Origin of the sequence: Streptomyces sp. NPDC014870, assembly GCF_043081505.1 — a bacterium.
Lineage (GTDB): Bacteria > Actinomycetota > Actinomycetes > Streptomycetales > Streptomycetaceae > Streptomyces.
Map to the genome: position 1 here is coordinate 1 of NZ_JBIBWQ010000004.1, position 22,963 is coordinate 22,963.

General features: G+C 72.4%; 24 protein-coding genes. 13 read left to right on the top strand and 11 right to left on the bottom strand.

Annotated elements, in window-relative coordinates; genetic code table 11:
- Positions 1 to 124: 124 nt before the first annotated feature.
- The gene (locus ACF09C_RS12505; RefSeq protein ID WP_362420934.1) at positions 125 to 412 is read right to left on the bottom strand and encodes a hypothetical protein; all 288 of its coding nucleotides are present in this window, start codon (positions 410 to 412) and stop codon (positions 125 to 127) included.
- A 169-nt stretch (positions 413 to 581) separates the two neighbouring features.
- On the opposite strand from ACF09C_RS12505, the gene ACF09C_RS12510 reads away from it, so the two are divergent.
- On the top strand, positions 582 to 1,088 hold the full coding sequence (locus ACF09C_RS12510) for a hypothetical protein (RefSeq protein WP_392091430.1): 507 nt from the start codon (positions 582 to 584) through the stop codon (positions 1,086 to 1,088).
- Between the two features lie 2 nt (positions 1,089 to 1,090).
- Here ACF09C_RS12510 and ACF09C_RS12515 read toward each other — a convergent pair whose 3' ends face one another.
- From ACF09C_RS12515 to ACF09C_RS12525, 3 genes are all read right to left on the bottom strand, one after another.
- Positions 1,091 to 2,101 (bottom strand): LLM class F420-dependent oxidoreductase, encoded by a 1,011-nt coding sequence (locus ACF09C_RS12515; RefSeq protein ID WP_392091431.1) that lies wholly within the window; start codon positions 2,099 to 2,101, stop codon positions 1,091 to 1,093.
- A gap of 116 nt (positions 2,102 to 2,217) precedes the next feature.
- Entirely contained in the window at positions 2,218 to 3,051 is an 834-nt protein-coding gene (locus ACF09C_RS12520) for a DUF5336 domain-containing protein (protein ID WP_392091432.1), read from the bottom strand.
- 102 nt (positions 3,052 to 3,153) lie between these two features.
- The gene (locus tag ACF09C_RS12525; protein WP_392091433.1) at positions 3,154 to 4,017 is read right to left on the bottom strand and encodes an N-acetylmuramoyl-L-alanine amidase; all 864 of its coding nucleotides are present in this window, start codon (positions 4,015 to 4,017) and stop codon (positions 3,154 to 3,156) included.
- Positions 4,018 to 4,318: 301 nt separating this feature from the next.
- On the opposite strand from ACF09C_RS12525, the gene ACF09C_RS12530 reads away from it, so the two are divergent.
- A complete protein-coding gene (locus ACF09C_RS12530; RefSeq protein WP_392091435.1) occupies positions 4,319 to 5,911 on the top strand; it encodes a hypothetical protein in 1,593 nt (530 codons plus the stop codon).
- Between the two features lie 17 nt (positions 5,912 to 5,928).
- The gene (locus ACF09C_RS12535) at positions 5,929 to 6,516 is read left to right on the top strand and encodes an AAA family ATPase (protein WP_392091436.1); all 588 of its coding nucleotides are present in this window, start codon (positions 5,929 to 5,931) and stop codon (positions 6,514 to 6,516) included.
- Positions 6,517 to 6,529: 13 nt separating this feature from the next.
- Here the strand turns inward: ACF09C_RS12535 and ACF09C_RS12540 are convergent, their stop codons facing one another.
- Positions 6,530 to 7,153, bottom strand: coding sequence for a class I SAM-dependent methyltransferase (locus tag ACF09C_RS12540; RefSeq protein WP_392091438.1), 624 nt, complete (start codon positions 7,151 to 7,153; stop codon positions 6,530 to 6,532).
- A gap of 47 nt (positions 7,154 to 7,200) precedes the next feature.
- The gene (locus tag ACF09C_RS12545; protein ID WP_392091439.1) at positions 7,201 to 7,608 is read right to left on the bottom strand and encodes an ATP-binding protein; all 408 of its coding nucleotides are present in this window, start codon (positions 7,606 to 7,608) and stop codon (positions 7,201 to 7,203) included.
- Positions 7,609 to 7,692: 84 nt separating this feature from the next.
- Between ACF09C_RS12545 and ACF09C_RS12550 the strand changes: the two genes are divergently transcribed.
- The 3 genes from ACF09C_RS12550 to ACF09C_RS12560 are packed head-to-tail and all read left to right on the top strand — an operon-like array spanning position 7,693 to position 9,763.
- Entirely contained in the window at positions 7,693 to 8,541 is an 849-nt protein-coding gene (locus ACF09C_RS12550) for a Scr1 family TA system antitoxin-like transcriptional regulator (RefSeq protein WP_392091440.1), read from the top strand.
- Entirely contained in the window at positions 8,501 to 8,767 is a 267-nt protein-coding gene (locus ACF09C_RS12555; RefSeq protein WP_392091442.1) for a DUF397 domain-containing protein, read from the top strand. Before ACF09C_RS12550 ends, ACF09C_RS12555 begins: the two co-directional genes overlap by 41 nt.
- Positions 8,768 to 8,779: 12 nt before the next feature.
- Positions 8,780 to 9,763, top strand: coding sequence for an alpha/beta hydrolase (locus ACF09C_RS12560; RefSeq protein ID WP_392091443.1), 984 nt, complete (start codon positions 8,780 to 8,782; stop codon positions 9,761 to 9,763).
- Here ACF09C_RS12560 and ACF09C_RS12565 read toward each other — a convergent pair.
- Positions 9,757 to 10,533, bottom strand: a complete 777-nt coding sequence (locus ACF09C_RS12565; RefSeq protein WP_392091445.1) for a hypothetical protein — start codon at positions 10,531 to 10,533, stop codon at positions 9,757 to 9,759. The two genes, ACF09C_RS12560 and ACF09C_RS12565, sit on opposite strands and share 7 nt — an antisense overlap.
- Positions 10,534 to 10,664: 131 nt before the next feature.
- Here ACF09C_RS12565 and ACF09C_RS12570 point away from each other — a divergent pair, with 131 nt between their 5' ends.
- From ACF09C_RS12570 to ACF09C_RS12580, 3 genes are all read left to right on the top strand, one after another.
- The gene (locus ACF09C_RS12570) at positions 10,665 to 12,848 is read left to right on the top strand and encodes an acyl-CoA dehydrogenase (RefSeq protein WP_392091446.1); all 2,184 of its coding nucleotides are present in this window, start codon (positions 10,665 to 10,667) and stop codon (positions 12,846 to 12,848) included.
- Between the two features lie 12 nt (positions 12,849 to 12,860).
- The gene (locus ACF09C_RS12575) at positions 12,861 to 14,054 is read left to right on the top strand and encodes a lipid-transfer protein (RefSeq protein ID WP_392091447.1); all 1,194 of its coding nucleotides are present in this window, start codon (positions 12,861 to 12,863) and stop codon (positions 14,052 to 14,054) included.
- A gap of 122 nt (positions 14,055 to 14,176) precedes the next feature.
- Positions 14,177 to 15,619 carry an MFS transporter gene (locus ACF09C_RS12580; protein WP_392091448.1) on the top strand — a complete coding sequence of 481 codons (1,443 nt, stop codon included), beginning with the start codon at positions 14,177 to 14,179 and terminating at the stop codon, positions 15,617 to 15,619.
- A gap of 19 nt (positions 15,620 to 15,638) precedes the next feature.
- Here the strand turns inward: ACF09C_RS12580 and ACF09C_RS12585 are convergent, their stop codons facing one another.
- Complete coding sequence (locus ACF09C_RS12585; RefSeq protein ID WP_392091449.1) at positions 15,639 to 16,280, bottom strand: response regulator; 642 nt, start codon at positions 16,278 to 16,280, stop codon at positions 15,639 to 15,641.
- Between the two features lie 167 nt (positions 16,281 to 16,447).
- On the opposite strand from ACF09C_RS12585, the gene ACF09C_RS12590 reads away from it, so the two are divergent.
- Positions 16,448 to 16,786 (top strand): hypothetical protein, encoded by a 339-nt coding sequence (locus tag ACF09C_RS12590; RefSeq protein WP_392091450.1) that lies wholly within the window; start codon positions 16,448 to 16,450, stop codon positions 16,784 to 16,786.
- On the opposite strand, the gene ACF09C_RS12595 is transcribed toward ACF09C_RS12590, so the two are convergent.
- Genes ACF09C_RS12595 through ACF09C_RS12605 form a run of 3 tightly spaced genes read right to left on the bottom strand, consistent with a single transcriptional unit; the run spans position 16,773 to position 19,651 of the window.
- Positions 16,773 to 17,987 carry a sensor histidine kinase gene (locus tag ACF09C_RS12595; RefSeq protein ID WP_392091451.1) on the bottom strand — a complete coding sequence of 405 codons (1,215 nt, stop codon included), beginning with the start codon at positions 17,985 to 17,987 and terminating at the stop codon, positions 16,773 to 16,775. The two genes, ACF09C_RS12590 and ACF09C_RS12595, sit on opposite strands and share 14 nt — an antisense overlap.
- 9 nt (positions 17,988 to 17,996) lie before the next feature.
- Positions 17,997 to 18,716, bottom strand: a complete 720-nt coding sequence (locus ACF09C_RS12600; protein WP_392091452.1) for an ABC transporter permease — start codon at positions 18,714 to 18,716, stop codon at positions 17,997 to 17,999.
- Positions 18,713 to 19,651 (bottom strand): ATP-binding cassette domain-containing protein, encoded by a 939-nt coding sequence (locus tag ACF09C_RS12605; RefSeq protein WP_392091453.1) that lies wholly within the window; start codon positions 19,649 to 19,651, stop codon positions 18,713 to 18,715. The genes ACF09C_RS12600 and ACF09C_RS12605 overlap by 4 nt, the downstream gene beginning before the upstream one ends.
- Before the next feature lie 315 nt (positions 19,652 to 19,966).
- Here ACF09C_RS12605 and ACF09C_RS12610 point away from each other — a divergent pair, with 315 nt between their 5' ends.
- From ACF09C_RS12610 to ACF09C_RS12620, 3 genes are read left to right on the top strand one after another with little or no spacing between them, the layout of a single operon-like run.
- A complete protein-coding gene (locus ACF09C_RS12610) occupies positions 19,967 to 20,821 on the top strand; it encodes a MaoC/PaaZ C-terminal domain-containing protein (RefSeq protein WP_392091455.1) in 855 nt (284 codons plus the stop codon).
- Positions 20,822 to 20,842: 21 nt separating this feature from the next.
- Positions 20,843 to 21,919, top strand: coding sequence for a Zn-dependent alcohol dehydrogenase (locus ACF09C_RS12615; RefSeq protein WP_392091456.1), 1,077 nt, complete (start codon positions 20,843 to 20,845; stop codon positions 21,917 to 21,919).
- Between the two features lie 42 nt (positions 21,920 to 21,961).
- Complete coding sequence (locus ACF09C_RS12620; protein WP_392091457.1) at positions 21,962 to 22,903, top strand: 3-oxoacyl-ACP reductase; 942 nt, start codon at positions 21,962 to 21,964, stop codon at positions 22,901 to 22,903.
- The last annotated feature ends 60 nt before the right edge of the window (positions 22,904 to 22,963 follow it).

Sequence of the window (22,963 nt, forward strand, 5' to 3'; positions counted from 1 at the left end):
ACCTGCTGCAGTGCTGGACCGGCACCTGCACCACCTGCGGCCGACCCCTGCCGCGCAACACAACCAGACTCAGAACCTAACGAAGCACTACTAGGGCCTTTCGTCCCGGCCGGCGCGGCCCCGGCTAGCGGCTGCGGAGCTTGCCGGCCACCGTGTGGCCGATGGCGAGGTAGACGACGGCGGCGAGGCCGTAGCCCGCGACGACCCGCGCCCAGGCGTCGTCGAACGTGAACAGGTCGTAGGACCACGCGGCCAGCCAGCGGGCCGCGTCCTGGACGAAACTCACCAGGGCGTTGGCCCGGTTGGCCTCCAGCAGGTACATGAGGATCCACAGGCCTATCAGGCCGGCGGCGATGTCGGCGGCGAGGGCGATGACCTTGGCCGCCTGCGTCGTACCTCTGTGTTCAGTCATGGGTGTCGTTTTGCCGCTTCCCGGTGGGCTGAAACCCGTTCGGAGTCGCCCGGGTGGCGGAGCGGTGGGCGCGGGGCGAGGCTGTGGCCAAAGCCCTCAGGGAGGTCGAGCCGTGCCCAGTTCCGGTACTCCGTCAGGTGTTCCGTCCGGTCCGATACGCCGCGGAGTCGTGGCGCTTCTGCTGTCCTGCGCCCTGCTCCTGACGACGGCCGCCTGCGGCGGTGACGACGCGCAGAGCGCGAGCGCCACCGCGAGCACGACGGCCGAGCAGCAGCGGCTCGCCAAGACCCGGTTCGTCGCCAACGCGGGCCTGGCGGCGGGCGCCACCTACCAGTGGATCGTCAAGCCGTACCGCGCGGGCAAGTTCAAGAAGGGCGCGGACGGCCAGAAGTTCGCCCTGGTGAAGGCGGGCCTCGCCGGAGCGTTCGCGTACAACAGGCTCAAGGCGGCGGTGAACAACGCCAAGGGCGACGAGACCCTCTCCAAGGCGGTCGCACCGCTCACGGCGGGCATCGAGAAGCTCAAGGACCTCGGCACGAAGCTCCGCAAGGGCGAGGCGAGCGAGGCGGACGTCGGCTCGTTCGAGGACGTCATCCAGAACGTCAAGGACGCGGGCGCGAGCGCGGGCGCCACGGTGACGGACCAGGTGCCGAGCACGTCCCAACTAGGCGGCTGAGATCACGTACTGAGTTCGGCGAGCAGCCGCAGCGTGGCCGGGTCCGGTGCCGTGACCAGCAGGTCCGTCACCGGGCCCTTCCGCCACTCCGCGAGCCTCTCGGCGATCCGCTCCTTCGGGCCGACGAGCGAGATCTCGTCGGCGAAGGCGTCGGGCACGGCCAGCACGGCCTCCTCGCGCCGCCCGGCCGCGAACAGCTCCTGGATGCGCGCCGCTTCCGCCTCGTACCCCATACGCCCCATCAGATCGGCGTGGAAGTTCCGGGCGGCGTGGCCCATGCCGCCGATGTAGAAGCCGAGCATCGCCTTGACCGGCAGCAGCCCCTCGGCGGGATCGTCGCAGAGCTGCGCGCGCACCATCGGCGCGACGAGGAACCCCTCGGGCAGCCGGTCCGGGAGCGCGTACACCTCCGCGTAACGCGAGGGCGACCAGTAGAGCGGCAGCCAGCCGTCGGCGATCCGCAGGGTCTGCGCGATGTTCTTGGGGCCCTCGGCCCCCAGCAGCACGGGCAGATCGGCCCGGAGGGGATGGGTGATCGGCTTGAGCGCCTTCCCGAGCCCGGTGCCGTCGGCTCCGGCGTACGGATGGGAGTGGAACCGCCCGTCGAGCGCGACGGGCCCCTCGCGGCGCAGGACCTGGCGGATCACGTCCACGTACTCGCGGGTCGCGGTCAGCGGACTGCGCGGGAACGGCCGGCCGTACCACCCCTCGACGACCTGCGGCCCGGAAAGCCCGAGCCCGAGCATCATCCGCCCGCCGGACAGATGGTCGAGCGTGAGCGCGTGCATGGCGGTCGCGGTGGGCGTCCGCGCGGCCATCTGCGCGACGGCGGTCCCGAGCCGGATGCGCGAGGTGTGCGCGGCGATCCACGTCAACGCGGTGAACGCGTCCGACCCCCACGCCTCGGCCGTCCACACCGACCCGTACCCGAGCCGCTCGGCCTCCCGGGCGAGTTCGAGGTGCGCGGGCGAGGGTCCGCGCCCCCAGTAGCCGAGAGTGAGTCCGAGACGCATGGGCCCGTACCTTCCTGACGATCCGTCAGATCAGTTTCGGGGACTGTACGACAACGGCCCCTCGCCCGGAAGAGGTTCCGGGCGAGGGGCCGTCGATGCGGTCGTGTCGCGGTGCGTCAGCCGCGCTGGATGCCGGTGGTGTCCTGGAGGACGCCACGGCGGCCGTCCTGGGTCTGGGCGATCAGGCCCGGGCCGCGCTGCTCGACCGCCAGGTACCAGGTACCGGGGGCCAGTTCGGCGATCGGGGTCGGCGAGCCGTCCTCCGCGTACAGCGGGCGGGCGACGGGGACCGCGAACCAGAACGGGGCGAAGTCACCGGCGGGCTGGCCCTGTCCGCCCTGCGCGGGCGCCGGGGTCGGCTGCGGGGCGGCGGCGTGGGCGTTCGGGTCCTGGGCGCCGTACGGCTGCGGCTGGGCGCCGTAGGGCTGCTGGGCGGCGCCCGGGTAGCCGTAGCCGCCGGGGACGCCCGGCTGGCCCGGCTGCATGCCGTAGGGCTGCTGGGTCTGCGGCGCCGGGGCGCTCACGAGCGGGGCCTTGAGGGCGGGGACCAGCGGGCCGGCGACGGCGGCACCGGCCAGGATCAGGGAGCCGATGAGGCCGAGGATGAGGCCGGCGCCTGCGTTCACCGACTCGAACATCCACATCAGCATGTTCCAGGCCGAGGCCACGGCGAACGCGACGCCGACCTGGCCGAGCTCCAGGCCCGCGACCTTGCGGTTCTGCAGCTGCGGGAGCCCGCGCGACAGGACGACGAGTGCGGCGCCCGCGATGCCGAGGATGATGGCGCCCCAGCCGAGCGGGGAGACCTCCCAGGCGTTCGTGCTCGGGACCTGCTCGCAGATCTCGGGGGAGGCGTCACATCCGTTGATGCTGAGGAATGAGGCGATGAACAGCACCACCGCTGCACCGATCAGAACGCCATCGCCTCGGGTGAGGGAGCGGATATTCACGTAAAGAGTCCTTCGTCGGTCTGTCTCGTCGGGTGGTGCGAAGCACGGGGGTGGGGCCGCACGGCCCCCAATCGTACGGAGGGAATCTATCGCCCGTCGGTACTACCCCTTGAGGTAGGTCCCGATGCCGTCCGCCATTCCCTGAGCCGCTTTCTGGCGCCATGCCGCATTCGTGAGGAGTGCGGCGTCCTTCGGGTCGCGCATGTTGCCGCACTCGACGAAGACTTTGGGCACGGTCGAGAGGTTGAGTCCGCCGAGATCGTCGCGCACGTCCAACCCCGTTCCGCCGCCTAGGTAGTTGGCGGGCGCTGTGCCGGTCGCACGCGCGAAGTGGGCGGCGATGGCCTCGCCGAGCTTACGGGAGGGGCCGACGATCTTCGTGGTGTCGGCGGCGCCGGAGCTGACCCGAGCGGGCAGGATCACGTGGAAACCGCGGTTCCCGGTGCCCGAACCGTCGGCGTGCACGGAGACGACGGCGTCGGCGCGGGCGGCGTTGCCGGTCCGTGCCCGCTCGTCGATACAGGGGCCGAAGGGGCGGTCGGCGTCGTGCGTGAGCAGGACCTTCGCGCCCTGGGCCGCGAGGAGATCACGTAGACGGTGTGAAACATCGAGGGTGAATGCGGCTTCGGTGTAATCGGTGTTCGTGGAGGTGCCGGTGGTGTCGCATTCCTTGCGGCCTGTGCCGATATCAACCTTTTGATTGATTTCCCGGGTGTGACGGAAATTGCCGGGATTGTGGCCGGGGTCGATCACGATCGTCCGGCCTGCGAGCGGGCGCGCGCCGGGGGCCGTGGGGGAGGCGGCCCCGGGCGTGGGGGCGTCGGCGCTCGTGGTCGCCTTGGCGTCGGTGGACCTCGGGGCGGCGGAGGGTGAGCCGCCGCCGCAGCCGGTAGCGAGCGCGGCGAGGGCCGCGCAGGCGGCGAGGGCGCGGGCGCTGGCGCGGATCTTTCGTTGGTCGTACGGCACCTTGCGACTCTAGTGGGAGGTTCCGGTGTGCGTTCGGCCGACGCGTCGTGACTGTGAAGGCCGCGTGGGGGGTATGCAGAGAACACGTACACGGACCACGGGGGGAACTGTGACGGGGGAAGAGCCGAACGACGCGCGTCCAGGGGGAGAGCCGGACCCGCGAGGGTCACAAGAGTCGCAAGGGGTGTCGGAGACGCCTTGGGCGTACGGGGCGCCGGGGACCGTGGGGGCGACTGGGGCGTACGGGGCGCCGGGGGTGCCCGGGTTTCCGCCCCCGCCGCCTCCGGACCAGCCGCCCGGGATGCCGGTACCGCCGCCCGAGCCGCCCGCCGTGCCGGTCGCGCCGGTCGCATCGAACCCGGCGCAGGCGGTCCTCGTCGGGTTACTGAACCTCTCCTGCCTGGGCCTCGGATACGCCCTGCTCAAGCAGTGGATCCAGGCCGCCGTCTGCGTGCTCGCGACGGCCGTCCTGCTGCTCGTCGCGCTGCCCGCCGACGTGGACGGCGTGCCCACCGGCGTCCTCGTCGGGTACGGAGTCTTCCTGCTGGCCGCGGCCGCCGACGGGGCCAGGCGCGGACTGCGCGCCCCGCTCGCCCTGCCCGGGGGCGCCGGGGCGGGGGCAGGCGCAACGGCGGGGCGGCTCGCGCTCCCGATCGCCCTCGGGCTCGTGCTTCTCGCGGTGCCCGTCGGCGGCTCCGTGGCCTATGGCGCGGCGCGGGACGAGGCCGTGGAGCAGTCGCTGCTCGCCCGGCTCGCGACGGCGGACGAGCAGGTGAAGTCGGTCGAGGGACAGAGCTTCGGCGGGGCGGAGCACACGTACCGCAAGGCGCTCGACGTCTACCAGGAGCTCGGAACGAAGCACAAGGACTCCCGCGCCGGCCGGCTCGTCCCCGACCGGCTGACCGACTACTACACGTCCGTCTCGGCCCCGTACCAGCAGAAGAAGTACTGCGAGGCCGTCCCGGGGCTCCAGCATCTGCGCGCCCTGCCCGAGCGGGTGGACCGCGCGCTCCTCGACGGGCTCACGGGGAAGGCGGACGACCCGCTCGCGCACTCCTGGTACGAGTGCGGGATCACCGGACTCGCCGGCGCGGGTACGGAGGCGGCGGCGGGGGACAACCTGAACGCGCTGCTGTCGACGTTCCCGGAGTCCTCGTACGCGAAGAAGGTCGAGCCGACGGTCCGCGAGAGCCTGCGGACCCGGGCGGCGGCGATAGCCGGCGGCAGCACGAACCCCTGCGACGCCGTCCTCGAACTGGAGCGCTTCCGCACCACCGTCGACCTGCTTCCCAAGGACACCTTCGCCGCCGTCTCCACCGACACGGGCAAGGAGATCCAGAAGGGCGACTTCGCCTGTGGGGTCGAGCAGTTCGAGGACAAGGACTTCGGCGAGGCCCTCCAGACGATGAACGACTACGTCAAGGACTACCCGGACAGCCCGCAGGTCGCCCACGCGCGCTCCATCGCCATCGCCGCCGAGATAGCCGACGAGACGCCGGACGCGGGCAAGCGGCTGCCGTCCGCCACGGCCCCCGGCGGCTCCCGGATGGTCATGGTGGTCTCCAACGACGGCCCCGGTGAGGTCGAGCTGCTCTACACCGGCCCGGTGACCGGACGCGTCACGCTGAAGTCCTGCGGGACGTGCACGACGTACGAGACCGGCGGCCTCGCGCAGCGGCTGGGCGCACCGAAGCCCAAGGTGTGCTCCGGACCCTCGTCCAAGTACCCGAAGGCGACGCTCTGGCTGCCCGCGGGCGACTACCACTTCCTTCAGAAGCGGCCGAGCGCGAGCTCCCTCTCGGCGGCGGACAAGTCGAGCACGGCGAAGATCCAGTCGGGGTACGCGTACACGAACTGCCTGTACGTGACGAAGGGGTACGGCTTCGGCCTCTAGGGGGGAGGCCGGGCAGCGTGACCGGGCGGCGGACGAAAAAGCGGTGGTCGACCGCCCGGCCGCACTGCCACGATCGGACCGTGACCACCTTGTTCCTGATGGTCGGCCTGCCCGGCTCCGGCAAGACGACACGTGCCCGGCAGCTCGCGCACGAGCACGGCGCGCTCCGCCTGACGCCCGACGACTGGATGATCCCGCTGTTCGGGGAGTCGGACGCGGACGGGAAGCGTGACGTGCTGGAGGGGCGGATGCTCTGGCTGGCTCTGGAAGCGGTGCGGCTCGGCACCGACGTGGTCGTCGACTACGGCTGCTGGTCCAGGGACGAACGGTCCGCCGTCCGCTCGCTGGCGGAGACCGCGGGCGCGCGCTTCCGCATGGTCTACGTGCCCGTGGACGAGGAGACCCAGAGGACCAGGATCGCCCACCGCTGGGCGACCGCCCCGGAGGAGACGTTTCCGCTGACCGAGGCCGACCTCCGGCACGGTCGGGCTCTGTTCGAGGAGCCCGACCCGGCGGAACTCGACGGACGGGCGAACGACGGCCCACCCGTCGGATGGCGGACCTGGCGGGAGTGGGCCGTCGACCGGTGGCCGTCGTTCGTCTGACCGCGGTACGGAGTCAGCGGCGGCGCAGGACCCGGAGGGAGTCGGTGACCGAGACCTCCTCGAAGTCGCCCGACTCCAGGGCGCGGAGGTAGATCCGGTACGGGGCCTGGCCACCGTCCTCCGGGTTCGGGAAGACGTCGTGGATCACGAGCAGGCCGCCGACCGCGACCTTGGGCGCCCAGCCCTCGTAGTCGTTGCCGGCGTGCTCGTCGGTGTGACCGCCGTCGATGAAGACGAGGCCAAGCTCGCCCGCCCAGACCCTGGCGACCTGCGGGGAGCGCCCCACGACCGCGATCACGTGCTCCTCGAGGCCCGCCTTGCGCAGGGTCCGCCGGAAGGTCGGCAGCGTGTCCATGAGGCCCACCTCGGGGTCCACGACGGTCGGGTCGTGGTACTCCCACCCCGGCTGCTGCTCCTCGCTGCCCCGGTGGTGGTCCACGGTCACCGCGACCGTCCCGGCCTCCCGGGCCACGTCGGCCAGCAGGATCGTGGAGCGCCCGCAGTACGTCCCGACCTCAAGCAGCGGCAGCCCGAGCTTCGCGGCCTCCGTGGCGGCGGCGTGCAGGGCAAGCCCCTCGTCGAGCGGCATGAAGCCCTTGGCGGCCTCGAAGGCGGCGACGATCTCGGGCGCGGGCATGGGGCCTCCTACTGGCGGGTACGGCACGTGCGAGCGCCCATCGTGCCCTACGCGTCGCACTCGAACCACACCGTCTTCCCCGCGGCCCCCTCCGACACCCCCCACCGGTCCGTCACCCCCTCCACCAGCGCGAGCCCCCGCCCACCCTCCGCGAGCGGCTCGGCGACCTTCGCGTGCAGCGCCCCCGGCACGTCGTCCGCGACCTCCACCCGCAGCCCGTGCGGCTCCCGCAGGAACAGCACCGTGCACCGCCGCCCGGGCACGTGCCGCACGACATTGGCGACCAGCTCGGTCAGCGCGAGCCCACCGGCGTCGGCGAGGTGGTCGAGCCCCCAGCGGCCGAGGGACATGCGCAGGATGCGGCGCATGTGACCGGCGGAGTGCTCACCGACGGTGAAGCCCATGCGGTAGCTGTTCTGAAGTTCCGCCGGATAGAGGTCAGTTGCGTGATTCATGCCACCAGGGTGGAGCGGTCTGGTTACGCTCGGCTACGGACCGAAACGAACGCAGTGAAGCGTGAGCTTGGGGGTGACCTCGTCGTGGTCAACATCCGCAGCCTCGACCCCAGCGCCTCGCCGCTGGACTACTACGGCTGGGAACTTCGCCGTTTGAGGGAGGAGGCGGGCCTCAGTCAGCAGCAAGTGGGCGACATCGTCTTCTGCTCGGCTTCGCTGATCGGCCAGATAGAGACGGCGAAGAAGGTCCCCACACGGAAGTTCTCGGAGCAGTTGGATGCGGCCCTGATGACGGGCGGGGCGTTCACACGCTTGGTGGGGTTGGTTCTCAAGAGTCAGCTGCCTGCGTGGTTCCAGCCGTACGCGGAGATGGAGGCGAAGGCAGCCTGCATCTACTCTTTCCAGGCGCAGTTGGTTGACGGCCTGCTCCAGACGCCCGACTACGCGCGGGCTGTTCTCGGGGCCCGGACCGTGGACGACCTCGACACCAAGGTCGCAGCTCGCATGGAGCGGCAACGCATCCTGGATCGGGCGTCCCCGCCGTTGGTCTGGGTGGTCATGAGCGAGGCTGTCCTGCATCAGGAGATCGGCGGGCGGGCGGTGATGCGAAACCAACTGGCCCACCTGTTGGCGATGCAGGAGCGGGAATGGCTGAAGATCCAGATCCTTCCGTTCGCGGCTGGGGCGCATGCCGGATTGCCAGGCTCGTTCAACCTGCTGCGCTTCGAGGACGACCCCGACATCGTGTACACGGAGGACTTCGTCCAAGGGCACATGACTGCCGATCCGGCAGCCATCAGGGAGGGGTCGCTCCGTTACGATCACCTTCAGGCTGCCGCGTTCTCCGTGGAGGAGTCGGCGGTGCTGATCGCCCGCGTAATGGAGGAGCGCTATGGGGACCAACCAGCACCTGACGGGCGCGCGTTGGCGTAAGTCGTCGTACAGCAGCGACACGGGTGGCCAGTGCGTCGAATGCGCCCCCCTCGGCGCCGCCGCATGGCGAAAGTCCTCCTACAGCAGCGACACCGGCGGCGAGTGCATCGAGGTCGCCCACGTCGCCGTCCGGGACTCCAAGAACCCCGAGGGGCCCGCGTTCCTGGCCACCCCGGCGGCGTTCACCGCGTTCGTGGTGGCCGCCGCCGAGGGCCGGATCGGCTGAGGGGCCCTGGGGATGCCCGTACCGCCCTTCGATCCGGAGCTGGCCGCCGTGCTCGCGGCGCTCGACCCCGAGATGTTCGCGTCCGTCACGCCGGAGAACCTGCTCGCCGTGCAGGCCCGTGACGTCACCGCCCGGCCCCGGCCGACCGTCGAGGAGCTGGGCGACGGTGGGCGGTTCGAGGTGGCGGAGCTGAGCGTGCCGGGGCCTCCGGGTGCACCCGAGGTCACGCTCGTGAGCGCGCGGCCCGCCGGGCTCGCGGGGCGGCCGCTCCCGCTGATGATCTACATGCACGGCGGCGGCATGGTCATGGGCAACGCGTGGTCCGTGCTGCCGCGTGTCCTGAACGACTGGGCGGAGCCGCTCGGCATGGCCGTCCTCTCCGTCGAGTACCGGCTCGCGCCGCAGACGCCGTACCCGGGGCCGCTGGAGGACTGTTACGCGGCTCTGGTGTGGGCCGTCGAGCACGCCGCCGAGCTGGGGATCGATTCCGACAGGGTCGTCGTCGGCGGCAAGAGCGCGGGCGGTGGGCTCGCCGCCGGGCTCGCGCTGCTCGCCCGTGACCGGGGCGGTCCGGCGGTGCTCGGGCAGGTGCTGCTCTGCCCGATGCTCGACGACCGGATGGAGGGCTTCTCCTCCCACCAGATGTCGGGCATCGACATCGGGGACCTCACCTCGCACACGACCTTCTGGCAGGCGTACCTCGGCGACCTCCGTCCGGGTTCCGCCGACGTCCCGCCCTACGCGGCGCCCATCCGCGCGACCGACCTCTCCGGACTGCCTCCGGCCTACGTCGACGTCGGCTCGGCCGAGATGTTCCGGGACGAGAACGTGGCCTACGCCGACGCGATCTGGCGGGCGGGTGGCCGGGCCGAACTGCACGTCTGGCCCGGCGCGTACCACTCCTTCGACGGCTTCGCCCCGGACGCCACCGTCAGCCAGGACGCCCGCACCACCCGCACCCGCTGGCTCCGTCGGCTCCTCGGGATCGTTCAGTAGCGGTGGTTCGGCCAGTGCGGGTCCTCCCAGCGGGCGGGGCCCGTCAGGCCGATGAGGCGTATCCGGTGGAGCAGTTCCTCGGAGACGTCCGGGGTGCGCAGCCGTGTCGGGGCGTGGCGGGCGAGCCAGGAGGAGAGTTCGGCGCACAGGGCTTCCGCCTCGTCGCGCCAGGGGCTCCAGGGGAGTTCGTCGGCCAGGAGGTCGTACTCCCAGGCGTCGGCCGCCTCGGCCAGGTGCCGGTCGGCGTGCCGGTCGTCGAGCGCTTCCCAGGCCGCCAGCCACGGCGTGAGCGTCTCGGACGCCTCCACGCACAGAATGATCAGGTCGTGCACGGCGACCGCCGGCTCGGGAGTCGTCAGGCTGTACGCCCACCAGGCGTGCAGGAACTCCCACACCGCCGCACTCTGGGGCTCGGGCCACTCCCGCCAGCCGCCACGGGCGAAGGAGCGTCCGATGTCTTCCATGTCGCGCGCTGGCGTGTCCATCCCCTGGGCCAGTGACCGGGCGAGCTGCGGCAGGACGCGGCGGAGCACCGCGCCGTGGTCCCGCCAGTCGGGGGCGCTCCACGTGCGACGCAGGAGGTCGGGATCGAGCGCGATGTCCGGGCGCTTCAGGAGCGCCAGCTCCTCGTCGCTGCCCCAGTGGCAGTCGCACTGGACCTCGTCGGCTTGGGCGGTCATCCCCCGGAAGGTGATCTCCACCCGCTCCAGAGCGTGATCGAGCCGGAGTCGCGCGGATGTCTTGCGGGAATCGTCGGGAGCCAGGGTCATCGGGCACAGCCTCACAGGACTCCGGCCGGGTCTCGCCGACTCCGGCCGAAGAGGGACACGTTACAGGTCCGGGCGAACCCGTGGGGTTTCTGACCTTCCGTCAGATTGGAACGTGTTCTAGTCTGCCGCCCATGGGCATCGGAATCACGCAAGAGCAGCGGGAGTTGGCCCGGTCCGTGCGCGGGTGGTTCGCTCGGGCCGTGCCGTCCGAAGACGTACGGAAGCTCCTCGACGCGCCCGCCGAGAGCGGCGGCGTCGGGCGGCCCGCCCACTGGGACGGGCTCGCCGAGCAGGGGCTCCTGGGGATCCATCTCCCCGAGGAGTACGGGGGCGGGGGCGGCGATCTCGTCGATCTGACCGTCGTGCTCGAAGAGGCCGCGCGGGCGCTCGTGCCGGGGCCGTATCTGCCCTCCGTGCTCGCCGGGGAGGTGCTGAGACGGGCCCCCGGGGCGGGCGAACTCGTCACGGGCCTCGCCACCGGTGCGCGCGTCGGGGCCGTCGCGCTCGGGGCCGGGGGGATGACCGGGGTCGAGGTCGAAGGAGGCGTGGTCCTCGACGGGGTCGCGCCGCCCGTCCTCGGGGGCGCCCAGGCCGACCTGCTGGTCCTGGCCGCGAGCACCGCGCGGGGCGTCGTCTGGGCCGCCGTGGACGCCGCGACCCTCGCCGTCCGCCCGCACGAGAGCGCCGACCCGACCCGGCCGACCGCCCAGGTCACCGCCGACGGCACCCACGTGCCCGCCCAGCGGATCCTGGATCTCGACCCCACCCTCGTACCGGATCTCGCCGCCGTGCTCTTCGCCGCCGACGCGTGCGGGACCGCCGCCCGGGCCCTGGAGACGGCCGCCGAGTACGCGAAGACACGTGAGCAGTTCGGGCGGCCCATCGGGCAGTTCCAAGGGGTCAAGCACCTCTGCGCCGACATGCTCGTCCGGGTCGAGCAGGCCCGCGCGCTCGCGTGGGACGCCGCCAGGGCCACCGGGTCGACCGCGCGGCCCCTCGTCTCCGCCCTCGCCGCGGCCACCGCCCTCGACGCCGCCTACAGCTGCGCGAAGGACTGCATCCAGATCCTCGGCGGCATCGGCTTCACCTGGGAGCACGACGCCCATCTCGCGCTGCGCCGCGCCCTCGTCGCCCGCCAGCTCCTCGGCGCCGGCGACACCCATCGGGCCCAGGCCGTCCGGCTCGCCGCCGACGGCGTACGGCGTGAGCTGCGACTTGAACTGCCGCCCGAGGCCGACGCGTTCCGCGCCGCCGCGCGCGAGGCGGTCGCGCCCGCCGTCGGCCTCGACCCGGGCGCCGCGCGCCGCGCGCTCGCCGCCACCGGGTACGCGGCTCCGCACCTGCCGGCCCCGTACGGCCTCGGCGCCGGGCCGCTGCAGCAGCTCGCCGTCCAGCGGGAACTCGACGCGGCCGGCGTCGCGCCGAGCGGCCTCGGGATCGCCACCTGGGTTGTCCCCTCCCTCCTCGCGTACGGCACGGCAGCCCAGCAGGAGCGGTACCTCGCGCCCACCCTCCGGGGCGAGCTGCTCTGGTGCCAGCTCTTCTCCGAGCCCGGCGCCGGGTCCGACCTCGCCTCGCTCCGCACGAAGGCGGAACGGGCCGAGGACGGCGGCTGGCGGATCACCGGGCAGAAGGTGTGGACGAGCGCGGCACAGTGGGCCGACCACGGCATCCTGCTCGCCCGGACCGACCCCGACGCCCCCAAGCACAAGGGGCTCACGTACTTCCTCGTCGACATGAAGAACACCTCGGGGATCGACATCCGGCCGCTGAAGGAGATCACTGGGGACTCGCTCTTCAACGAGGTCTTCTTCGACGGTGCCGTGCTCCCGGCCGACGCCGTCGTCGGCGAGGTGAACGACGGCTGGCGCGTGGCCCGCAACACCCTCGGCAACGAGCGCGTCCACATGGCCGACCAGGTCGCCTTCGACTCCGGCCTCGAAGCGCTGATCGAGCGGGCGGCCGGTGCCGACAGCTCCGTCCTCGACAGCTCCGTACGCGTACGGATCGGAGCCCTGGCCGCCGAGGCGCACGCGCTCGCCTGCATCGGGCTGCGGACCACGATGCTCCAGGTCTCGGGCCTCGAACCGGGCGCCGGTGCGTCGGTTCGCAAGCTCGTCCAGACCGTGCATCAGCAGAAGGTGGCCGAGCTGACGCTCGAACTGCTCGGCCCGGAGGGCGCCGTGCGGGAGGGGGCGGGGGAGCGGGCCGTGCACGGGCTGCTGATGTCCCGCTGCCTCACCATCGCGGGCGGCACCACGCAGGTCCAGCTCAACGTCGTCGCCGAGCGCCTGCTCGGCCTGCCGAGAGACTGAGAGGCAACGAAGATGGGGAAGGCGTACATCGTCGGCGTCGGGATGACGAAGTTCGAGAAGCCCGAGACGCGCGACTGGAACTACTGGGACATGGCGAAGGAGGCGGGCACGGCGGCGCTCGCCGACGCCGGCGTCTCCTACGACCAGGTCCAGCAGGTACCGGTCGGCTACTGCTTCCAGGCCTCCACGGCCGGGCAGCGCGCCGCGTACGAGCTCGGCCTGACCGGGGTGCCGGTCTACAACGTCAACAACAACTGCGCGACGGCGTCGACCGCGCTGATGATGGCCCGGCAGTTCGTCGAGGGCGGGATCAGCGACTGCGTCCTCGCGCTCGGCTTCGAGAAGATGGCGCGCGGGGCGCTCGGGGGCGGCTCCGACGGCGGCGACTTCAAGACCTCGCCCGTCGCCCGCCACTACGGGATCATGGCCGCCGCCCACGGCTTCGAGATGTCCCCTCCGACCGCGCAGATCTTCGGCAACGCGGCCCGGGAGCACATGGAGCGGTACGGGACGACGGAGGTCCAGCTCGCGGCCGTCGGTGCCAAGAACCACCAGCACTCGGCGAACAATCCCAACGCCCAGTTCCAGGACGTGTACACGGTCGAGGAGATCCTCGCCGCCAAGACCATCCACCGGCCGCTGACCAAGCTCCAGTGCTCGCCCACGTCGGACGGTTCGGCGGCGGCGGTCGTGGTGTCGGAGCGGTTCGTGGTCGAGCACGGGCTGCACGACAGGGCCGTGGAGATCGCGGCGCAGGCCATGACCACGGACACCGAGGACTCCTTCGCGTCGGGCTCCTGCATCGACGCGGTCGGCCGCCCCATGTCCCGTGCGGCGGCCCGCCAGGTCTACGAGCGCTCCGGCCTCGGCATCGAGGACGTGGACGTCGTCGAACTCCACGACTGCTTCTCCATCAACGAGCTGCTGACCTACGAGGCCCTCGGCATGTGCGAGGACGGTGCTTCCGGGAAGCTCGTCGAGTCGGGGGCGACGACGTACGGCGGGCGGTGGGTGGTGAACCCGTCGGGCGGGCTGATCTCCAAGGGGCACCCGCTGGGCGCCACCGGGCTCGCCCAGGCCGCCGAGCTGGTCTGGCAGCTGCGCGGCGAGGCGGGACCGAGGCAGGTCACGGGGGCACGCGTGGGGCTCGCGCACAACATCGGTCTGGGCGGGGCGGCGGTGGTGACGATGCTGCGGAGGTCGTAGGCGGGCGGCGTGCGACGGTCGGGGGCGGGGCAGGGCCTGCGACGGTCGTAGGCGGGGCTTGCGGAGGTCGTAGGTCCGATTGCCGATGTACGGGGCAATCAGCGTCTGCGACCATCACACGCATGGCCCGAACCGAGTCCGCCGCCGAGCCGGCCGCAACCGCCCCGTCCCCGTCCGCCCGCCGCCCCACCCCGCGCGCCTGGCTCGTCGTCCTCGCCGCGTGCGCGGGGCAGTTCCTGGTGGTCCTCGACGTCTCGGTGGTGAACGTCGCTCTGCCGTCGATGCGGGCCGACCTCGGTCTCTCGGCGATCGGGCTGCAGTGGGTCCTCAACGCGTACTCCATCGCGTTCGCCGGGTTCATGCTGCTCGGCGGGCGGGCGGCGGACCTCTTCGGCCGGAAGCGGATGTTCCTGCTCGGGCTCGGGCTGTTCACCGCGGCCTCCGTCGCGGGCGGGCTCGCGCAGGAGGGCTGGCAGCTGGTGGCGGCGCGGGCCGTGCAGGGCCTCGGCGCCGCGGTCCTCGCGCCCGCGACGCTCACGATCGTGACCGCCGCCGTGCCCGCGGGGCCCGCGCGGACCCGGGCCATCGGGACGTGGACGGCGGTCGGCGCGGCCGGTGGCGCGGCGGGCGGGTTCGTCGGCGGCGTCCTGGTCGACCTGCTCTCCTGGCGCTGGGTGCTCCTGATCAACGTGCCCGTCGGCGTGCTGGTCCTGGCCGGTGCGGCGCTCTGGCTGAGCGAGAGCCGTACGGGCGGGGGCCGGCGGCTCGACCTGCCTGGCGCCGTCCTCGTCACCGGCGGCCTGGCGTCCGTCGCGTACGGCATCGTGCAGACGGAAGAAGGCGGTTGGGGCGCCCCGTCCACCCTGGTGCCGCTGCTCGGCGGCCTGGCTCTGCTCGGGGTCTTCGTCGCCGTCGAGGCCCGGACGGCGGCCCCGCTGATGCCGCTGAAGCTCTTCCGCTCGCGGGCGGTCTCGGCGGCCAACGTGTCGATCCTGCTCGCCGGTTCGACCTCGTTCGGCATGTGGTTCTTCATGACCGTCTACGCCCAGAACGTCCTCGGCTACACGCCGCTCCAGGCGGGCCTGGCCCTGGTCCCCAGTTCGGTCAGCGTCATCGTGGGCTCCAAGCTGGCGCCGCGCCTGATGCCGACGACGGGGGCGCGCAACCTCGCGGTCATCGGGGTGCTCGTGGCCGCGGCCGGGTTCGGCTGGCAGTCGACGATGACCGCCGACGGCTCGTTCCTGACGACCATCCTGGGCCCCGGCATCCTGATGATGGCGGGCATCGGCCTGCTGACGACCCCGCTCGCCACCCTCGCCACGTCGAGCGCCGCGCCCGGCGACGCGGGCCTGGTCTCGGGCCTCGTCAACACCTCCCGCACGATGGGCGGCGCACTGGGCCTCGCCGTCCTCTCGACGGTGGCCGCCGCCCGCACGGCCGGCGGCACGACCCCCGAAGCCCTGACGGACGGCTACGCCACGGCCTTCCGCACGGCGACGGGCGTGCTCCTGGCGGCCGCGCTCCTGATGCTCCTCTGGCTGCCGAGGCCGACGCGCCAGGACTGACGGCACCGGCTCGCGCCGCCTAGAGCCAGCCCTGCTGCCTCGCCTCCCGGACGGCCTCCATGCGGTTGCGGGTGCCCGTCTTGCCGATGGCGGACGAGAGGTAGTTCCGTACCGTCGACTCGGACAGGTGCAGGCGCGTCGCGATGTCGGCGATCGTCGCGCCGTCCACCGCCGCGCCCAGAGCCTCCCGCTCCCGGGCGGACAAGGGGTTCGGCCCCGCGCTGAGCGCCGCCGCGGCGAGGGCCGGGTCGATGACCGTCTCGCCCCGCAGGACCTGCCGGATCGCCGAGGCCAACTCCTCGACCGGGCCGTCCTTCACGAGGAATCCGGCCGCGCCCGCCTCCATCGCACGCCGGAGGTAGCCGGGGCGGCCGAACGTGGTGAGGATCAGGACCCGGCAGTCAGGCACCTCCGCGCGCAGGTCGGCGGCGGCGTCGAGGCCGGACCGTCCCGGCAGCTCGATGTCGAGCAGCGCCACCTCGGGCCGGCTGAGGAGAGCCGCGTCCACGATCTCGTTCCCCCGCCCCACCTGAGCGACGACCTCGATGTCCGGCTCCATCCCCAGCAGCAGCGCGAGCGCGCCCCGCATCATGCCCTGGTCCTCGGCGAGGAGAACCCGGGTGCGCGACAGCGGGCGGTGGTCCTGCGGCATCTCGCTCATGAGGAAAAGGGTAGGCCGGGAGGGCCGTCGCAGCGGGTCCTGTCTCCGCGCAGCGCGGCGGGTCACAAGTAGAAATGCGCAGGACACGGGCACACACTGGAAGGGATGGGGGTCATCGCCCGCGCAGTGGAATGAACTCAGTACCCAGGGCCACTCAGGGAGTTTCCATGAGCGCCACAGAAGAGACCTCACTTCAATGCACGCTGAAAGAGGAGAACTTCACGGCTGTCGCGAGCCTGCACAGTGGTGGTAGACGGCGAGTCACCGTCACGGGCCGGCTCACCTGCCCGAGCACCGACTTCAGGCTGCGCCTGGAGCCCGAAAACCCGGGTATCAATCCGCAGCCGAACGAACTCGTACTGAAGGTGGTCGAGGAGGAACCGACCGGAACGGTGCTACCGGTCCTGACCGAGACAGAGGTGTCCGACTACTTCCCCGTCAGCCCGGAGGTGGACACCGTCGTCATCCGGAATCTCGGCATCAGCATTCCCGTCAAGGACCGATAGGCCGGATCGGCCGGATCACGCCGGGGAGTTCCGCGGCCACCCGGAAACCGCCCTGCGGGGCGGGACCGGCGTCCAAGGTGCCGCCGGCGGCAGCCAGGCGTTCACGCAGGCCCTTCAGGCCGCTGCCGGGCGGGCCCGCGGGGCCCGCGCCGTCGTCCGTGACCGTGAGGTGGACGCGATCCGGCGTGCCGCTCAGGTCGATCGTGCAGCGGGTCGCCCCGCTGTGGCGTACCGCGTTCGTCACCGACTCCCGTACGACCCAGCTCAGGAGCGCCTCCGTCGGAGGCTCCAGGGGCGGGCCGGACTGCCGGACCACCGGCTCGATGTCCGCCGAGGTCAGCGCGGAGCGGGCCCGGTCCAGCTCCGTGGCGAGGCTGCCCTCGCGGTAGCCGGTCACCGCCTCGCGGATCTCGGCGAGCGCCTGGCGCCCGACCGCCTCGATGTCGGCGACCTGGGCGAGCGCGGCGTCGACGTCCCGCGGGGCCAGCCGTCGCGCCGCCTCCGACTTGACCACGATCACGGACAGGGTGTGGCCGAGCAGGTCGTGCAGGTCCCGGGAGAAGCGGAGACGTTCCTTCTCCACCGCCGCCCTGGCCAGCTCCTGCCGGGTCGCCCGCAGTTGGCGCACCGTGTCGTCCAGGGCGAGGATCGCCGCCGTCACCATGACCGAGATGAACGTGCCGTACACGACACCGAAGGAGTTCCAGCCGTCCCGCCAGAACGTCACCACACCGACCGCGAGTACCAGCGGGAGGGTGAACCGCGTCAGCAGCTTCCCGCGCCGCACCACGGCCCCCAGCGCGAGGCCCAGGAGCGGGAAGAGGAGCAGCCACTCGCGGCCGTACCCGGCGGCGAGCGCGAAGGTGAGTGCCCCGAGGGCGGCCAGGAGGCCCCAGGTCAGCCTGGTCTCGCGGTGGCACGGTGAGAAGGCGCGGACGACGATCGCGATGTAGAGCGTGTTGAAGGTGAACAGGCCGAGGCCGCCGATCCACGGGTTCGGCGCGTCGCCCTGGATGAGGTGGGAGAGCGCGCCCACGCCCATGAGCAGCCACGGCAGCAGGCTGAGCCCGCTCGGCCCGCGCTCCGATCTGGCCCGGGCCCGGGCCCTCGCCCTCGCCCTCCACCGCCGGGTCACCTCGATGCCTGTGCCCGTGCCCGTGCCCGTGCCTGTTCCCGTGCCTTTTCCCGTGCCCGTGCCCATGCGCCGCTCCTATCCCTGCTCCGCCGAACGACGGTACGAGATCGTCGCGTACGTGCCGAACAGTGCCGTCCACGCGGCCGGCACCAGCAGCGCCGTCGCCCCCGGAGCCGTTCCCTCCGCCATCGCCACGCCCAGCTCCGCGACGCCGTGCGACGGGGTGAACCGGGAGATCGTGGCCAGCCAGTCGGGGAAGAGCGCGACCGGGAACCAGAGACCGCCGACGACCGCGAGGCCGAGGTTGCAGGCGACGTTGACGACGCCGGTGGTCTGGGCCGAGAGCCGGTATCCGTTGCCGAGGCCGAGCAGGGTGAACGGGAGGGAGCCGAGCCAGAGCGCGAGGGCGACCGCGAGCCACTGCCAGGCCGCCATCCGGACGCCGTTGACGAGCCCGCCCGCGAGGAAGACCCCCGCGAGAGCCGGCAGGACGATCACCGAACCGGTCAGGGCGCGGCCCGCTACCGCCTGGCGGGGCGTCATGGGCGTGATCCGCAGCTGCCGCAGCCAGCCGTGGGCGCGGTCCTCGGCGACCCCGGTGCCCAGGGAGAGCGCGGCGCCCAGCGCCCCGTACGCGGCCATGCCCACCATGGCGGCCGTCCTGAACGTCCGGTCCTCCGTTCCGAGGTTGGTGAAGAGCAGGTACATCATCACCGGGACGCCGACGGTCCCGAGGGCGAAGCCGGTGTCGCGCAGGGTGCGGCGCACTTCGAGACGTACGTAAGCGGCGATCATCGGACGGTCTCCGGTTCGCGGTCGGAGGAGTTGGCGGTGGCGGAGGTGAGGGCCGTTGCGGTGAGGGTCAGGAACGCGTCGTCGAGGGAGACCGGGGCGACCTCCAGGCGCCGGATCGCGTCCCGCGCGGCCAGGGCGCGGACCGTGCCGTCCGAGTCCTCGGTGCGCAGGTGGGCCCGGTCGCCGCGGATCTCCACCGACGTCACGCCGGGCAGTCCCGCGAGCCCGTCCGTCGCGGCGCCCGCCAGGTCGAAGGAGACCAGGCTGCCGCCGGCCGCCCGCTTGAGCTGTTCGCTCGTGCCGTCGGCGACGACGCGGCCCCGGTCGACCACGACGATCCGGTCGGCGTGGGCGTCGGCCTCCTCCAGGTAGTGGGTGGAGAACAGGACCGTGTTGCCCCGGCGCGCGTAGCCGCGCATGGAGTCCCAGAACTGCTGGCGGGCCTCCACGTCCAGGGCCGCGGTCGGCTCGTCGAGGACGATCAGTTCGGGTGCGCCGACCAGCGCCAGGGCGAACCGGACCCGCTGGGCCTGGCCGCCGGAGAGCCGGTCGACGCGGCGGCCCGCCAGCTCGGTCAGGCCCGCGAGCTCCAGGGCCTCCGCCACCGGCAGCGGGGCCGGGTAGGTGCGGGCGACGAAGCCGACCAGTTCGCCGACGGTGACCCGGGGGACCGGCCGGCCCTCCTGGAGCATCGCGCCGACCCGGCCCGCCGCGACCGCGCGGCCGGGTGCCCCGCCGAAGAGCGAGACCCGGCCCTCGTCGGGTTCGGCGAGACCGAGCAGCAGGGCGATCGTGGTCGACTTCCCGGCGCCGTTGCGGCCGAGCAGGGCCACCGTCTCGCCACGGCGGACGGTCAGGTCGACGCGGTCCACGGCGCGGACGGCGCCGTATCTCTTCGTGGCGGCCTCGAAGGCCACCGCCGGTTCGTTCGTCATGCCGTCCACGCTAGGAAGCACGGCCCTCCGCGCGGCAGGAGGGAATGTACGCAGTCGCACGGGACAAATGTCCTGCCCCGCTCGCGTCCGACGATGAAACTGACGTGGCGTCAGGTCGCATCGCCCGAGGTCTTCTCAACTCACCCCCGCTCGGCTATACATGAGGATCACCGACCTAGAACGCGTTCTAGAACGGAAGGAAGGGCGCGTACGGGACGGTCCCCGCACGGCCTCGGTGCGGCCGACGGTGCGGACGGTCGCACCGAGGTCTTCCACACTGACGATCCTCACGGATCCCCAAGGAGCAGCATCCCCATGCCCATTGATGCCGCCAAGGCCGTCGCCGCCGAGCCCCGCAGCGCCGAGATCAGCTGGGACCACAAGGACGTCCAGCTCTACCACCTCGGACTGGGCGCCGGCACCCCGGCGACCGACCCGGGAGAGCTGCGTTACACGCTCGAATCCAGGCTCCACGTCCTGCCCAGCTTCGCCACCGTCGCCGGCGCCGGCATGGGGGTCGTCGGCGGGCTCTCCGCGCCGGGCATCGACATCGACCTGGCCGCCGTCCTGCACGGTGGCCAGACGATCACGCTGCACCGGCCGGTCCCCGTCAGGGGCCGGGCCACCACCACCTCGCGCGTCGCCGCCGTGTACGACAAGGGCAAGGCGGCCGTCCTGGTACTGCGCTCCGAGGTCGCCGACGACGACGGCCCGCTGTGGACCAGCGACGCGCAGATCTTCGTCCGCGGCGAAGGCGGCTGGGGCGGTGACCGCGGGCCCTCCGAACGGCTCGAACTCCCGGACCGCGAGCCCGAGAAGACCGTCGAGCGGCCCGTACGCGAGGACCAGGCGCTGCTCTACCGGCTCTCCGGCGACTGGAACCCGCTGCACGCCGACCCCGAGTTCGCCGCGCTCGCCGGCTTCGACCGGCCCATCCTGCACGGCCTGTGCACCTACGGAATGACCCTCAAGGCGGTGGTGGACACGGTGCTCGGCGGGGACGTCGCCCGGGTCCGCTCGTACCGCACCCGCTTCGCCGGGATCGTCTTCCCCGGCGAGACCCTGCGTATCCGGATGTGGACCGGGGACGGCCGCGTCCAGGTGTCGGTCACGGCCGCGGAGCGCGCCGACGCTCCCGTGCTCGCCGACACCCTCGTCGAGTATTCCTGATCGGGCGATTGGAGCCGCACCATGCGCGCAGCCGTACTGCACGAGATCGGCCAGGACAAGCTGGAGGTCCTCGACGACGTCGAGGCCGTGGGATTCGGCCCCGGCAAGGTCAAGATACGGGTCAGGGCGACCGGCCTGTGCCACTCCGACGTCTCCGCCATGAGCGGTGTGCTCCCGCAGCCCGCCCCGTTCATCCCCGGCCACGAGGGCGCGGGCGAGATCATCGACGTCGGCGACGGCGTCACCGGGCTGAGCGAGGGCCAGCGGGTGCTGCTGTGCTGGCTGCCCGCGTGCGGGGTCTGTCCCGCCTGCAAGCGCGGCCAGACCCAGCTCTGCCTGGCCGGCTTCATGAACGCCGGTACCCCCAACTTCCGGAGGCCCGGAGGGGAGGTCTTCGGGTTCGCGGGGACCGGCACCTTCACGGAGGAGGTCGTCGTCGACGCGGGCTGCGCCGTCCCGATCCCCGACGACGTCCCCTTCGACATCGCGGCGCTCATCGGCTGCGGCGTGACCACCGGGCTCGGCGCGGCCATCAACACCGCCAAGGTGGAGGCCGGTTCCTCGGTCGCCGTCATCGGCTGCGGCGGTGTCGGCATCTCCGCGATCCAGGGCGCCAAGCTCCAGGGGGCCGCCCAGATCATCGCCGTCGACCCCGTCGAGTCCCGGCGCGAGGCCGCCCTCCGGTTCGGCGCGACCGAGGCCGTCGCCCCCGACGCGCTCGCGGACGCCAAGCAGCGCGTCACCGCGGGCGAGGGCTTCGACTACGTCTTCGAGGTGGTCGGCAAGTCCGCCACCGCCCGTACCGCGTACGAGACGACCCGGCGCGGCGGCACCCTCTGCGTCGTCGGCGCGGGCGCGCTCGACGACTTCCTGCAGCTCAACATGTTCGAGCTGTTCTTCGACGAGAAGCGGATCCTGCCGTCGATGTACGGAGGCGGTGACGTGCTCCGCTCGTACGAGCGGGCCATCGCGCTCTGGCGGGCCGGCCGGATCGACCTGGAGTCCCTGATCACCCACCGGGTGCCGCTGGCCGGGATCAACGAAGCGCTGGAGCAGATGCGTACGGGTGTCGCGCTGCGCACCTGTATCGAGATCTGAACCCGTTCCGAATCCGATCTGAATCCGAGAGGACGCGAATCGATGTCACTCCCTCTTGAGGGGCTGTCCGCGATCGTCACCGGAGCCGGCCGGGGCCTCGGCCGGGCCGAGGCGCTGGAACTCGCCCGCCTGGGCGCCGCCGTGGTCGTCAACGACTACGGCCAGCCGGGGCGGGACGGCTCAGGCGAGGCGTCGGCGGCCCCCGCCGAAGAGGTCGCCGCCGAGATCAGGGCGGCGGGCGGCCGGGCGGTCGCGCACCTGGGCGACGTCGCCGACTTCGAGACCGCGCGGGGCCTGGTGGACCTGGCGGTCGGCGAGTTCGGGAAGCTGGACATCCTGGTCAACAACGCGGGCATCCTGCGGGACCGGATGGTCTTCTCGATGAGCGAGGAGGAGTGGGACTCGGTGATCCGGGTCCATCTGAAGGGCCACTTCAACACCACGCACTTCGCGGCGGTGCACTGGCGCGGGCGGGCGAAGGCGGGGGAGTCCGGCGTGTACGGCCGGATCGTCAACACCTCCTCGGAGGCGTTTCTGGCCGGCTCGGCGGGTCAGCCGAACTACGCGGCGGCCAAGGGCGGGATCGTCGGCCTGACGACGTCGACGGCGCTCGCGCTCGCCAAGTACGGCGTCACCGCGAACGCGATCTGCCCGCGGGCCAGGACCCGGATGACGGAGGACGTCTTCGCGGGCTTCGCGGAGCCGGGGGACGGTGAGCTGGACGCCCTGGCGCCGGAGCACGTGGCACCGCTCGTGGGCTACCTGGCGTCCCCCGCGGCGGCCGGCGTCAACGGCCAACTGCTCGTCGTCCACGGCGGGATGGTCGCGATCGTGGAACGGCCGAGGGTGTCGGCGAAGTTCGACACGGCGAAGGACGCGTTCACGTACGAGGAACTGGACGGGCTGCTGTCCCCGCACTACGCGGGGCGGCCGGCGGGGGAGACGTTCGCGGCGGCGGAGGTGCTCGGTCTGAAGCGGGGGTAGCGGGGCGTGCGGGCCGTCGGACGTCCGGCGTGCGTGCGGGCCGTCGGACGTCCGGCGCGC